The sequence below is a fragment of the Rhizobium albus genome, from assembly GCA_030160035.1.
Lineage (GTDB): Bacteria > Pseudomonadota > Alphaproteobacteria > Rhizobiales > Rhizobiaceae > Georhizobium > Georhizobium albus.
Map to the genome: position 1 here is coordinate 1,017,849 of BSNO01000001.1, position 12,298 is coordinate 1,030,146.

The following is a 12,298-nucleotide window of genomic DNA, read 5'->3' on the forward strand; positions in this document are numbered from 1 at the left end:
GAAGGCGACGATGTCTGCAAGCATCCTCTAAAATTTTGAGGCTTGCCTTAACGCTTCATCAAACTTTATCCAGTTTCTACGCTAACCAATGCTTAATGCTTGAAATGGTAGATTTTTCACGATCGGGATCATGAAGATCGGGATGGTGGATGCTTTCGGACGTCATTACGAGCATAAGAGCGCGCTATGCCTTCGCTGGCACTGCTTTCGGCTCGATTTTCACGTCAGCGGCCTTCGCCTACGATGCAGCGGTGATCCAAAGCGCTGAGCCTTTCACGTCGCTGGTCCAGACCAATCCCGTCTACACGGCCGTGGCGCTCTTCCCGGCGATGATGGGCTACACTTTCTTCAAGGTTGGCGAATCGCGTGCACGGCTCGTTGCCGAGCTGGAGCGCCGCATCGAAGCCGAACATACGCTCGAGCACAATGCGTTTCATGATTCCCTGACATCGCTGAAGAACAGGCACGCGCTGGAGTGCGACGTTCTCGACCGGATCGCCGAGGGTGTCGGGCCGAACAATCGGCCGGCGCTGATGCTGCTCGATCTCGACAAGTTCAAGTTCATCAACGACACGATGGGGCACAATGTCGGCGATGCGATCCTGCTTGCGCTGTCCGATCGCCTGCGGGCGGCCAGCGGTCCGGAGCAGGGAATTTACCGGCTCGGAGGCGACGAATTCGTCATCCTGTGGAGTGGTGGGCCGTCTGCCAAGGTCATCAATGCGTTCTGCGATGCGCTCGTTTCGCTGATCTCGTTTCCGTTCGAACTGGGAGACCTGAGGCTTGCGACCGGCGGCAGCATCGGCGTGACGTGGCTCGGCCCCGACGACAAGACCATGTCGGATGTGTTGCGTCGCGCCGATCTGGCGCTCTACCGCGCAAAGGAAGTGCCCGGCAGTCACTTCGTTCTTTACGACAGCACGCTCGCCTACGAGGCCGAGCAGCGCATGATGATGGAAAAGGACTTGCGGCTTGCCATCGAGGAGCAGCAGTTCTTTCTCGAATATCAGCCGATCGTCCATCTGGAGACTGGCCGGGTCAAAGGCTTCGAGGCACTGCTGCGCTGGCAACGCGGCGACCTTGTCGTTCGTCCCGACATGTTCATTCCCGTCGCCGAGAAATCGGGCCTGATCGTGCCGCTTGGCAAATGGGTGCTTGCGGAAGCCTGCCGCCATGCCAGTCTATGGCCTGCCGATGTCGGTGTGTCGGTGAACGTTGCGGGCGAGCAGTTTAAGGATGTGGGCTTTGTGGCGATGGTGGAGCGGACGCTCGCCGAAACCGGCCTCGATGCGCGGCGGCTCACCATCGAATTCACCGAATCTCTCTTCAGTGTCGACGTGGATGTGGTGCGCGGCAGTCTTTCCCGCCTCAGAGCGCTCGGCGTGAAACTGGCGCTCGATGATTTCGGTACGGGCTTTTCGTCCATCAGCCACTTGCGGTGCTTCCCGCTCGACACGCTGAAGATCGATCGGTCGTTCACCGAATCCATGCTGACGGACGAGCGCGAGGCGGAACTTGTCGGCGTCATCATGAAGCTGTCGCAGGCCTTCGATATCTCCACCACGGTGGAGGGCGTCGAAACCGAAAGCCAACTGGAATTCATCCGCAAAGCAGGCGCCGGCGATGTCCAGGGCTTCCTGTTCTCAAGGCCCGTACCCGTAGACCAGGTGCCGTCCGTCATTGCCGATACGTGCCATCGGCCACGCAGAAATGATGCGTCGCCCGTTGCCGCCAGCGCAGCCATCGTCAAGCTCCCCAAGCGCTATCAGGCCTGATCCGAAGCTCATTCTCGCTGGCAAGCCAAGGCTCTGACATGTCGATCTGAGCGACTGTTGCGTGCGCGGTAATTAACCGTGGCGCAATTAACACATGGCCTGCTAAACGGTTTCCAGTTGACTTAATGTGCAGTAGTGCACTTTACATCTTCAAGTACTGCATGCTTTTTCGGCAAAAGTTGACGATGTAGTCTGTCTGGGGGGCGAATGAAACGCTTATTGTCTGTGATGCTGGGCGCGATGGCGCTGGGTGCATCGCCCGTGCTGGCTGGCGATCTGGTTTATACGCCCGTTAACCCGTCCTTCGGCGGCAATCCTTTGAATTCCAGTCATCTTCTGGCGACAGCCAATGCGCAGCGTGACGCGACCGCGAGCGATGCCGAGATCGATGATCTGCTGGGTGGCGGTTCTGGCGGCGGCTCGGGCGGATCCGGCGGCAACAGCGATGCGGATCTCTTCGTCCGTCAGTTGCAGGGCCGTCTCCTATCCGCGCTCGCCAGCCAGGTCACGGATGCGATCTTCGGGGAAAATCCGCAGCAGAACGGCACCGTGCAGTTCGGCGATACGGAAGTCACCTTCGAGCGCACGCCTGAATCGATCCGGCTTGTGATTTCGAATTTCCTCGACGGCTCGGTGACCGAGATCGTCGTACCGCAGCTTGTCGTAAACTAGGCGGGTTTGAGCCTGGGGGGCTCACAAGACATGATGAGAAAAAGTTTCGCCGCGAGGCGCGCCGTTGTCGCGTCCACGGTTCTGGCAGGCGTCCTATTCCTGCAGGGCTGCGCCGTCACAACGGAGACGGCACTCGATACCGCTCCGGTCGTAGCACCCGTCACGCGTCCGAATGACGGCTTGCGTCGCATCCCCGTACCGAATGAGCGCACCGTCGTTGCGGTTTATGAATATGGCGATCTGACTGGCCAGTACCGCGAGCGTGACAATGTGCAGACCCTTTCGCGCGCCGTGACGCAGGGCGGAGCGCCCATGCTCATCAAGGCTCTGCAGGATGCGGGCGAGGGGCGTTGGTTCACCGTTCTCGAGCGGACCGAACTGGACAACCTCCTGCGCGAGCGCCAGATCCTGACGGAGATGCGGCGGATCTATCGCAACGAGAACGATGTCAATGCAGATGTCCTGCCGCCGCTTCTCCATGCCAGCATCATCATCGAAGGCGGCATCATCGGTTACGACACCAACACGCTGACGGGCGGCATTGGTGCGCGGTTCCTCGGCATTGGCGGAAGCCAGCGCTATATCCAGGATACCGTGACGGTATCGCTGCGCGCCGTTTCCACCAAGACGGGCGAAGTGTTGACCACGGTCACAACGCGTAAGGCGGTTGCGTCGCATGCCCTGCAGGGTGGGGCGTTCCGCTTCATCAAGCTTGATGAACTGCTCGAGGCCGAAACCGGCATCACGTACAACGAACCGAAGCAAATCGCGGTCGAGTCGGCGATCGAAGAAGCGGTCAAATCGCTGATCGTCGAGGGTGCGGCGATCGGCATCTGGAATTTCCAGGATCCGGCACAAGGGCAGCAGTTCATTGCTGCATATCGCGACCGCAAATATCAGGACCTGCTGACGCTTGCGGCCGAAACGCCGGTGACGCCCGTCACGCAGAACGCAAACCAGATCACGGAAACGGTCGCTCGTGCGCCGCAACCCGTCCAGGTGCGCACCATTCGCCCGCCGCGTGCGCAATCGAATGCCGGCAGCCAGCGCGGACCAGTTCAGGCAGCTCCTGCGGCTGCCCCGGCACAGGCGGCGCCTCGTCCGGATCTGCCTCCGGCCCCGGAACCGGGTGAGACGCTCGGCCAAACCGATCCGCTGGTTCCGACAACTGCCGGCGGCGACACACTCGCGGCGCTCCTGCAGTAAGAAGATCTGCGCCCTCATTTTAGGCGCCCGCCCACAATTAAAGCACAGCAACGCCTGGTTCCTTGGAGCCGGGCGTTTTTGCATTTTGTGACAATTGTGACAGCTATATTTGGGACAAATCCAGTCTAACGCCGGTTACCTCGGCGTGGAAGTTTCATTCTGAAGCATCTGTATTCGTTCAGGACGCCTGTTCGCCATGTGGTTCAGTGGAATGCTTGGGTTCGGCGCGGCATCACTGTCATCAATTTTAGATAAGGCTGGCTGAATTAACGCTAATACCGAGTAAAGAGCGGTGTCAGAGCAGTTTAGTTTTGACTCCGACTTCGATCGCGCCTAGATTGAGGCTCGGTTAAGGGTTTGTTTACCCTCTTCCGAATGGGGGGCTATCAGGCACCGAAAGGGTTTAGCTCGATTTTCGAGCACCGAATCGCGTGCGCCGATTTCCCAAAATGTCTGCTTCCCCGTGTGGGAGGCACGCCGCTTAAGACAGACGTTTTAGGCGGGCGGCGAAGCCATGCTTGCCCGCATGTCGGGTCAGTAACGAAGTCAAAAGCGCCGGCGGGGAAGCCGAGCGCGCAGGGAAGGTTGAGACAATGACGCGTTTTACGAAGGTAATGATGGCTGCGACCGCGCTGTCGATGATGACGGGCGTTGCGTTTGCGCAGAGCAATGAGGCGCAGATCGATCAGGTGGGCACCGGTAACAGTGTTGCCATCACACAGTCCGGCAGCGACAACGCCGCCGGCAATGCGACTCTCCGCATGCTGCAGACCAATACCCGCACCAGCGGCCAGGGTCACCGGCTGACGATCACGCAGACGGGCAATGAAAACTCCGTCGGCGAGACTGCGGTCGGCACGACGTCAAACGGCGTCCGGCAGGTTGGCAACAACTCGCACTCGGCGAGTATCACGCAATCGTCCAACAACACGGTCGGGTCCATCGAGCAGATCGGCGTGGGATCCTTCAGCAGTTCCCCGACGAACGTGCTGACGATCAATCAGGGTACGGCCACCACGGGTGGCAACAGCATTGGCACCGTCTATCAGAACCAGGTAAACGGCAAGAATGCTAATACTGCGACGATCGTTCAGTCCGGTTCGGATAACGCCATAAGCCGGGTGTTTCAGACAGCAGGCTCGAATGGAGGCAGCCACCCAGCCGAATGGCGCAATGTGGTAGATGTAACTTTAAGTGGCGATAGGAATGGTGGAAGCCTTCTAACGGGTTATGCTGCCGCTTCTGGCGCTACTTCGTCCGCTATTATTCAGGGTACCTTCAATTCGGCAGGATTTCGCAACGTTGCTTCGATCTCGATCTCGGGTGACGACAATGCGTTTGGCGTCACGCAAAACGGCTCGAACAACTCGATCGGGGTCGTAACGATCACGGGCTCTGACAACCAACTCGGCATCTTCCAGCAGGGCGAGCTTCAGGGCAACGTTGCCAACGTGTTTTCGAATCGCGCAACTATTTCAACGATCGAAGGTTCGAACAACAACATCGGCATCCGTCAGGTAGGATTGGCCGCAGGCGGCGTTGGTAATACTCTCACGCTCAATGTTTTGCGTTCGGATAGCAATGGCAACGACGTCAATGTTTCGTCGACCGGTGTGAACGATGTTGCAATCAACATCGGCACTGTCGGTGGTTCGTCTGATAACGACATCACAGTGACGCAGGACGGTTTCAACTCGGCAGCGGTCGAGATCGAAGCTGGAAACTCGAACTCGTTCGATATCCAGCAGTCGGGTGGTGAAACTGCAGACAACTCCGCGGATGTCTTCATTTCAGGTTCGTTCAACGGCGCTGGCACATTTACTGCCGGCGGTGCATCTGCTGCCCTTGGTTTGACGGCAGGGGTGATATCCCAGGCTGGCTCTGGCAACACGGTCAATCTGTCGATCGGTGACAACACGGTTCCGTCCAACAACAACTTGGTCGCGCTCGCTCAGACCGGTGCGACCAACTCCATCTCCAGCGTGATTGACGGCTCGAATAACCAGATCGCTATCGCTCAGACTGGTAACAGCAATTCTGCTGCAACAACGCAGACGGGTTCGTTCAACGTTATCGGCATCAGCCAGTAAGATGCAGGCCGGCGGGATCACCCCGCCGGCTTCCTCATTCAATCTATGATGCCGAGCAGCCGCTTTGTTCTGAAGCGCATTCGCTAGGCACCGGACAGCCTGGCGTCTGGCCGGGATATGGGAAGGACAATTATCATGACACATTTTTCGAAGGTCCTGGCGGCCGCAACCGCACTGACGATGGTAACCGGCTTGGCGCTCGCGCAGAGCAACGAGAGCGACGTCGATCAGCTTGGCAACTTCAACTCGGTCAGCGTCACGCAGAGCGGCCGGGTGAACACCGCAGGCACGGCTTCGCGCCCGCTGACGCAAGCCGGCAACAGCAACGATGCGACTATCACGCAATCGGGCAACCGCAATAGCGTCGGCGAACTGGCTAATGGACTGAACGGCACGGTCGGTATCCGCCAGGAGAGCGGAGCATCTCCTTCGGACCGCCGTCAGAACGTTTTGACGATTGAGCAGACCTCTGGTCTGAACACGGTGGGCGCAGTTTTTCAACAGAGCGCCATGGCTGGAGATACGACGAGCAACAGTCTTTCTATTCAACAGAGTGGCTTTGGCGTAAACAGCGTCAACAGCGTTCTGCAGAGCAAGGCATCCGAAGCAAGCAACGTCGCGAACATCACGCAGACAGGAACGCTCAACGTATTGGATCGCGTCTCGCAGCAGAGCTCCGGCGCAGCGGGCGTAAATTCGGTGACGGTGAGCATGTCCGGAACACTGAACGGGCTCCGTACGAATCCGCTAACCGGCTTTGCAGCCGCATCGGGAGCGCAGACATCGTCGCTCCTTCAAAGCGGTCGAGGTAACTCGATCGACCTTGATGTGGGTGGAATTGGCAACCAGTTCGGCATCACGCAGACCGGCGAAAACAACACCGTTGGGCGCATCACCATCGGCGGTCTTGGAAACCAGGTGGGTGCCGTGCAGAGCGGCGATGGTAACGAGATCGAATTGAGCGCCGTCGATGGTATCGGCAACGATATCGGAATTGTTCAGTTCGGTGATGACAACGTCGCGTCCGTTGGTGTCGACGGTGGCTTCAACAGCGTTCTCACTTCACAAGGCGGCAACGGCAACAGCGCCACGCTGCTCATTGATGGTGATTTCAATGGCGGTTCGCGCAACTTCAGTGGGCCTGCGCTCACTGCCGCGGGTGGCTTGACTTCAGGTTTGATCAATCAGTTTGGCGACCTCAATGAGGCAGCGCTGTCGATCGACGGAAACCGGAATGCTTTCGTTCTGTCGTCGACAGGCAATCAGAACCAGATTGCCGCGGCTGTCGATGGCAATAATAATCAGCTTGCCGTTGTTCAAAGTGGCAACGCGAACGCCGCATTTGTCACACAGACCGGAAACAACAATAACGTCGGCATCACGCAGTAAGAACATGCAAGGGGCCAGGCTCATCCGGCCCCTTATCATGCCTGGAGATGGGTTGTGATGACACTTAGATTCCGCTGGTTGTTGGCTGGCACACTTGTCGGTGCGCTGGGTTCGGCCAACGCCCAAGAACTCGGTACCAACCAAGTCTATATCGGTCAGACCGGCGACACGAACACCATTACGATCGATCAGGAAGGCAATTCCAATCTTGTCGGCGAGAATGCCGACATTTTGCGTTTGAACCAGTTCGGTGCGCGCAACACGCTGACGGTCGATCAGTTCGGCTTCTCGAATTCTCTCGGGGCGCTGCTCACGTCGCCTTTTCCCGAATTTCGTGTCTTTGGTCCGAACCAGGAGGGCGATCGCAATCAGTTGGTGGTCGATCAAAGCAATCTGAATCCCAACGCCGCCAATTCGATCGGGGCGACGGGGCAGATCGCAGCAACCGGCCGCTCTTCGGTCGGCAATTTCATGACCGTGACGCAGGTTTCAGGCGAGACCGGGTTAGGCCAGGCGATCGAGCAGATCGTGCAGATCAATTTCACTGCCGGCCTGGCCAACCGCGTCGATGTCTCGCAGGCGGACGAGAACGGGATTGGCGGGAATATCATCGGTCGTATCTGGCAGAATGGTAGCGACAATGGTGTCGTCATCGACCAGATCAATGGTGAAAACGAAGTCAGAACGGTGACGCAGTGGGGTGCCGGCAATCGTCTGACCGTTGATCATGATGGAGCTCGAAACCTCGTCGATATCGTTGAGCAGAACAACGATGTTCAGGGCGGAGGAGGCAACATCGCTGAATTGCGCTTCGAAAGCGATGCCAACGGATCCGACGGCGCAAACGGTTTATCGAATTTTGCAAGGGGGCTTCCGACAGTCCGGGCGCCTGGACAGGCGCAGGTGTTCCAACTCGGCTCGGAAAACACCTTGAGCTTTCTTGCCACCGGTGGGAGCAACAATCTCTACGGCTTCACGCAGGCCGGTGACGGAAATGAAATTCGTGCCATTTCAGACGGCAACGCGAACGAGATCGCCATTGCTCAGTTCGGCGACGGCAACTCTCTCTCCTCCGTGCAGGATGGTGATCGGAACCGGGGCGCGATCCTTCAGTTCGGCGACTACAATGTCGTTGATTTGACGCAGACCGGTGACGGCAACGTCGCACGCGTTGCGATCGAAGGCAGTTTCAACAACGCGCCGCGCGGGAGCTTCGCCGAACCGCTCCTTGCAGCGTCGAGCGCGCCGGGCATCGGTCGGTTGGGACCAGGCGTGCTGCGCCAAGTTGGCGATGACAACAGCATCGAACTCGACGTGATCGGCGACAATCATCTCTTCGCGGTGCTTTCCGAAGGCGCGCGCAACCAGGTTGTCGGCTTCATGCAAGGCAGCGGCAACCAGGCGCTCGTCGTTCAAACGGGCGATGATAATATCGCCAACTTCAGTCAAGTTGGCAGCGGCAATGCCGTGCTGATCTTGCAGTAAATAAAGTGCTAATTGGATCAATCGAATTTCGAAATCCAATTATAGTTCCGCTAATCATCTCAATAGAACAAGTTTAGAAGGGTATTTTCAAAACAAAATCCGTTAACTTGCTTCCTGCATGCTTCTCTCACGCAACCCAGTGGGAGTAAGCCACGTGAAGATGGTACCGGTCCTCGCATTCGGCGCCTTGGCGCTTTCGTTTTCAAGCCCGGCTCTCGCCAACAACCTCGTCATTTTGCCTGCAGAGGCTCTGGCGCATTCCGCTTCAGTGGACATTATTGGCTCTCAGAATGTTCTGCAAATCGTGCAGACTTTCTCTGGCGCAGGCAGTCAGTCAGGCAATCAGGCGAGGGTCTGGATCGAAGGCGATGGCAACGGGTCAGGCACGCTTGCCCCGGGCTTGGCGCCAAACAGCCTTAATGTGACGCTTGGCAGCGATATGCCCGATGGGGGGCTTATCGCGCAGTCCGGCTTCGACAATGCCGTGTCGCTGTCGGTGTTCGGGATGAGAAACCTGTTTAGTTTCGTGCAACAGGGCAGTTTGAACTCAGCGTCGGGATCGATCAGCGGTCTAGACAACCAGGCTTCCATTCAACAAATCGGCCAAAACAATATTGCGGCCTTTTCTCAAAATGGAAACGGCAATATAGTCAGTATTAGCCAGACTTCATGGTAGGGGCCGTCAACGGCCCTGGCAATCTCGAGGGGCCGACACAATGATCCGATCCAGCCTGTTCGCCGCGGCATTTGCCGGCATCGCGATGCCGGCGCTCGCGCAGCAGAACGAAGTGTACATCGAGCAGAGCGGTGTCGGTAACCAGTTGATGATCGATCAGTCGGAAGCGGAAAACAGCCGCGTCGGAGGCCTGACGATCGGGCGGGTGCTTGGTGCCACCACGGCTTCCAGCCGACGCGGGACGATCTTGACGAATTTTCTGCATATCGATGTTCCGACGTCGCAGACTGCCTTGCAGAGCGGTGGAAACAACGAGGCGACCGTGACCATCCTGGGCGGTGGCCCTGCGTCGTCGCAGATCAATGATGTCGGCCTCGTGCAGACAGGCATCGGCAACACCGCCAACGTCAATGCCGATGGCTCCGGCCTATTGGGCAGCGTCGCCCAGGCAGGGTTGAACAATGATGCCACGCTTGATCTTTTCGGCAACGGCTCGACCGGTTCCGTGCTCCAAGTGGGCATTGGCAATAATGCTAACCTGTCCGTTTCGGGCGGCAATGAAGGCTTCATCGGTCAGTTTGGCAGCAACAACGACAGCGGAACGGTTGTGGTGGACGGCGTTGGCACCTCGGTAACTGTCATCCAGGCTGGGAACAATCTTGCACCGGTCAACGGTCAGGGCGTCAGTGTCATCTCGAATGCCGCATCGGTAACGATCACGCAAACCGGCTTCGGCACCGGCAACTGACGATGTCGTGGGGCTCGTTCCGCAGCATGCTTCTGGCGGCTGCAGCCGTCGGACTATCGGCTCCGGCCGTGTCGCAGGACCGGGCTGCCGAAGGCTTCGTTTCGATCGAGGCTACAGATGGTTCCGTCGTCGTCACGGGGAGTGCGACCGCGGTGACTGCCGGCACCTATGACGTGGCGCTCAGCGTTATCAAAGAGGGTGCTTCGGGTCGTGCCGCAACTCGCCAGGGCAATGCGGTCACCTTGGCGGCCGGCGAAACCCAGGCGGTGGGCCGGATGGGCTTCAATCTTCAGCGCGGCGACGCGCTTTCGGCAACGATCGAAGTCAGCCAGAACGGCATCGTGGTGTCGCGTTCTTCCTCTGAAGTTCGCTATTGATCCGATTTCTCCGACGTTTACGTGTCGGGTCGGTTTTATTGGGGTGGGGTTGTCCATGAAGTTTTTGAACGCACTGGCACTTGCGGCTGCAGTCCTGTTCGCAGCACCAGCGGCGGCGCAGACGGAAGCCGATTTCATCGCGGCATTTGCGGGCGATTGGCTGACATTCGAGCCGTCCTTGAGCTCAAGCGGCCAGTGCCAGGTAGTGCTTGACCAAGCGCGCAACGAAATCGGCTACACCGTCTCTACCACCGGCTGCGCCGGGCCGCTTGTCGATCTTGGTGGCTGGGGCATCGTCAACAATCAGCTGGCGCTGCTCGATTCTGAAGGCGCCATTCGTGTGCGGCTTGGCGGCAATCAAACGCGCATGACAGGCGACACGGCCGACGGCCGCGCCGTGATCTTCGAACGGGCCGGAACACCGGGCCGTGCCATCACCGCAGCGGGTATCTCGTCAGGCACCTGCATCTATCTCGGCTACACGGCCTCCTGTGCCGAAGTCGCCGCCCTGGAAGCGCCGGCTTTCGATGACGACGACCTGCCGCAAGCCCGCATTCTTGTCGATCTTAATGCCCGTGCCGAAGCCAGGCCGGACGCGAATGTCGTCGCGACCATTCCGCAGAATACCTGCGTGGCGCTCGAGCAATGCCTCGAGGCATCGGATGGCCGTTGGTGCCGTGCCCAGGTGGCAGACACGGGCGCGTGGATCCGCCAACAGGTTGTTCGCCGCGGTCAGTGGCCCGCACTGACCTATGTGAATGGCTGCGCGCGCTGAACAAGAATAGAGTGCGGCTTGCCGGCCACGCTCTTCGTCAAATGATGAGAATGATTATCGCCACTGGCATCGGCAGCGAGACCGTGGCGATCTGATTTCAGTGGTGCCGGCTTATGCCGTGCAGCCTGCGCCGCCCGCTGTCGGTGTCGTGACAATCACGGCTTCACCGGGCTGTAGCATTATCTGGTCGGACGCGCGCAGCGTTTCGGTCAATCCGTCCTTGCGGCACTTCGGTCTTGCTGCATTCGCCGTCGCCGCCACCCAATAGAGGACGGCAACTCGCGTCACGGGTTCCAGCGCAGTGAAATTGTTGGCCATGACCGATGTCGTGCCGGTGAAGTCGACTGTCGCTTTGCACCGGATAGTTCCCGGCATGCATGAAGACGATCGCGACCGCGTCGATGCCGTCGTCTCGCACCGCCTTCAGGTCGTTCGGTAGCGCTTCCGGCTCGAAGACATGCTCCACCGTGCCGTCGGCGCGAACGCGCTCGTTGAGCTCGATCAGCCGCGCGCGGCGTTCCAGCTTCGAGCTTCTTCTGCACCAGCGTGCCGTCTGGTGACCGTCCGATGATGTCCGTGAACGTGCCGCCCCGATCGCCCCTTAAGTCTCAGTCAGCCTGCATAAGCTCGTCGTTCCCACGCTTTCGTTGTGCCTTGTGATGCCGCTAGTAGACGCGTCTGTCCAGCCGTGCTCCACCGCGATCCCGCGGTCACGCCTTGTTGCTTGGAGTAATATTTCGATGTGTAACCTCTGTTGTTACGGAACTACCTGGTTCGCCGGGAACGCATCACTACATCTTCCGTTGTAGCGCTATCGAATACAGAAAAAGGAGCAATAAAATGCGTAAGTTTCTGATCTCTGCCGCGCTTGTCGTTTCCACGCTGGGCCTTGCTGCCTGCAGCGACAACGTCGATGAAAATGCAACGGGTTCGGTCGACAACACGGCGCCGATGGAACAGCCTGCAGCCCCGGCCGCACCGGCTGAAGATCCGGCCGTTACACCGGCACCGGTACAGTAATACCCTTCGCTCTCCGCTTCGGCGGATAGCCAAGATAGGCCGGCGTTTGCGCCGGCCTTTTTTGTGTTCTTCCGCGCTCTGCTGC

The 12,298-nt window shown here is 58.6% G+C and carries 13 protein-coding genes and 1 pseudogene; 12 read left to right on the forward strand and 2 right to left on the reverse strand.

Features of this window, described 5'->3' with window-relative positions:
* Positions 1-149: 149 nt before the first annotated feature.
* The 10 genes from QQL76_RS04855 to QQL76_RS04900 all read left to right on the forward strand — a co-directional run bounded on the left by QQL76_RS04855 (position 150) and on the right by QQL76_RS04900 (position 11,193).
* A complete protein-coding gene (locus QQL76_RS04855; protein WP_499206620.1) occupies positions 150-1,775 on the forward strand; it encodes a putative bifunctional diguanylate cyclase/phosphodiesterase in 1,626 nt (541 codons plus the stop codon).
* Positions 1,776-2,003: 228 nt separating this feature from the next.
* Positions 2,004-2,447, forward strand: a complete 444-nt coding sequence (locus QQL76_RS04860) for a curli production assembly/transport component CsgF (protein WP_499207113.1) — start codon at positions 2,004-2,006, stop codon at positions 2,445-2,447.
* 30 nt (positions 2,448-2,477) lie between these two features.
* Complete coding sequence (locus QQL76_RS04865) at positions 2,478-3,653, forward strand: CsgG/HfaB family protein (protein ID WP_499206621.1); 1,176 nt, start codon at positions 2,478-2,480, stop codon at positions 3,651-3,653.
* 593 nt (positions 3,654-4,246) lie between these two features.
* Entirely contained in the window at positions 4,247-5,743 is a 1,497-nt protein-coding gene (locus QQL76_RS04870) for a beta strand repeat-containing protein (protein WP_499206622.1), read from the forward strand.
* Positions 5,744-5,878: 135 nt separating this feature from the next.
* On the forward strand, positions 5,879-7,132 hold the full coding sequence (locus QQL76_RS04875; RefSeq protein ID WP_499206623.1) for a hypothetical protein: 1,254 nt from the start codon (positions 5,879-5,881) through the stop codon (positions 7,130-7,132).
* A gap of 57 nt (positions 7,133-7,189) precedes the next feature.
* Positions 7,190-8,617 (forward strand): hypothetical protein, encoded by a 1,428-nt coding sequence (locus tag QQL76_RS04880; protein WP_499206624.1) that lies wholly within the window; start codon positions 7,190-7,192, stop codon positions 8,615-8,617.
* A gap of 160 nt (positions 8,618-8,777) precedes the next feature.
* Positions 8,778-9,293: a hypothetical protein gene (locus QQL76_RS04885; protein WP_499207114.1), complete on the forward strand. Its 516-nt coding sequence runs from the start codon at positions 8,778-8,780 to the stop codon at positions 9,291-9,293.
* Positions 9,294-9,333: 40 nt separating this feature from the next.
* Positions 9,334-10,041, forward strand: coding sequence for a hypothetical protein (locus tag QQL76_RS04890; RefSeq protein ID WP_499206625.1), 708 nt, complete (start codon positions 9,334-9,336; stop codon positions 10,039-10,041).
* A gap of 2 nt (positions 10,042-10,043) precedes the next feature.
* The gene (gene csgH, locus QQL76_RS04895) at positions 10,044-10,418 is read left to right on the forward strand and encodes a curli-like amyloid fiber formation chaperone CsgH (protein WP_499206626.1); all 375 of its coding nucleotides are present in this window, start codon (positions 10,044-10,046) and stop codon (positions 10,416-10,418) included.
* A gap of 55 nt (positions 10,419-10,473) precedes the next feature.
* Positions 10,474-11,193: an SH3 domain-containing protein gene (locus tag QQL76_RS04900; RefSeq protein ID WP_499206627.1), complete on the forward strand. Its 720-nt coding sequence runs from the start codon at positions 10,474-10,476 to the stop codon at positions 11,191-11,193.
* A 111-nt stretch (positions 11,194-11,304) separates the two neighbouring features.
* Here the strand turns inward: QQL76_RS04900 and QQL76_RS04905 are convergent, their stop codons facing one another.
* A complete protein-coding gene (locus tag QQL76_RS04905; protein ID WP_499207143.1) occupies positions 11,305-11,511 on the reverse strand; it encodes a hypothetical protein in 207 nt (68 codons plus the stop codon).
* On the opposite strand from QQL76_RS04905, the gene QQL76_RS04910 reads away from it, so the two are divergent.
* A complete protein-coding gene (locus QQL76_RS04910) occupies positions 11,510-11,632 on the forward strand; it encodes a hypothetical protein (RefSeq protein ID WP_499207144.1) in 123 nt (40 codons plus the stop codon). The two genes, QQL76_RS04905 and QQL76_RS04910, sit on opposite strands and share 2 nt — an antisense overlap.
* Here QQL76_RS04910 and QQL76_RS04915 read toward each other — a convergent pair.
* Positions 11,609-11,659, reverse strand: a pseudogene (locus QQL76_RS04915) (hypothetical protein); the annotation flags it as partial. The gene QQL76_RS04910 and the pseudogene QQL76_RS04915 sit on opposite strands and share 24 nt — an antisense overlap.
* A gap of 374 nt (positions 11,660-12,033) precedes the next feature.
* On the opposite strand from QQL76_RS04915, the gene QQL76_RS04920 reads away from it, so the two are divergent.
* A complete protein-coding gene (locus tag QQL76_RS04920; protein WP_126009416.1) occupies positions 12,034-12,213 on the forward strand; it encodes a hypothetical protein in 180 nt (59 codons plus the stop codon).
* Positions 12,214-12,298: the final 85 nt, after the last annotated feature.

Coding starts and splice junctions, on each gene's coding strand:
- QQL76_RS04905 (WP_499207143.1), bottom strand. CDS start 11,511: ATGGCCAACAATTTCACTGCGCTGGAACCCGTGACGCGAGTTGCCGTC.
- QQL76_RS04865 (WP_499206621.1), top strand. CDS start 2,478: ATGATGAGAAAAAGTTTCGCCGCGAGGCGCGCCGTTGTCGCGTCCACG.
- QQL76_RS04870 (WP_499206622.1), top strand. CDS start 4,247: ATGACGCGTTTTACGAAGGTAATGATGGCTGCGACCGCGCTGTCGATG.
- QQL76_RS04910 (WP_499207144.1), top strand. CDS start 11,510: ATGACCGATGTCGTGCCGGTGAAGTCGACTGTCGCTTTGCACCGGATA.
- QQL76_RS04880 (WP_499206624.1), top strand. CDS start 7,190: ATGACACTTAGATTCCGCTGGTTGTTGGCTGGCACACTTGTCGGTGCG.
- QQL76_RS04920 (WP_126009416.1), top strand. CDS start 12,034: ATGCGTAAGTTTCTGATCTCTGCCGCGCTTGTCGTTTCCACGCTGGGC.
- QQL76_RS04855 (WP_499206620.1), top strand. CDS start 150: ATGCTTTCGGACGTCATTACGAGCATAAGAGCGCGCTATGCCTTCGCT.
- csgH (WP_499206626.1), top strand. CDS start 10,044: ATGTCGTGGGGCTCGTTCCGCAGCATGCTTCTGGCGGCTGCAGCCGTC.
- QQL76_RS04900 (WP_499206627.1), top strand. CDS start 10,474: ATGAAGTTTTTGAACGCACTGGCACTTGCGGCTGCAGTCCTGTTCGCA.
- QQL76_RS04885 (WP_499207114.1), top strand. CDS start 8,778: ATGGTACCGGTCCTCGCATTCGGCGCCTTGGCGCTTTCGTTTTCAAGC.
- QQL76_RS04875 (WP_499206623.1), top strand. CDS start 5,879: ATGACACATTTTTCGAAGGTCCTGGCGGCCGCAACCGCACTGACGATG.
- QQL76_RS04860 (WP_499207113.1), top strand. CDS start 2,004: ATGCTGGGCGCGATGGCGCTGGGTGCATCGCCCGTGCTGGCTGGCGAT.
- QQL76_RS04890 (WP_499206625.1), top strand. CDS start 9,334: ATGATCCGATCCAGCCTGTTCGCCGCGGCATTTGCCGGCATCGCGATG.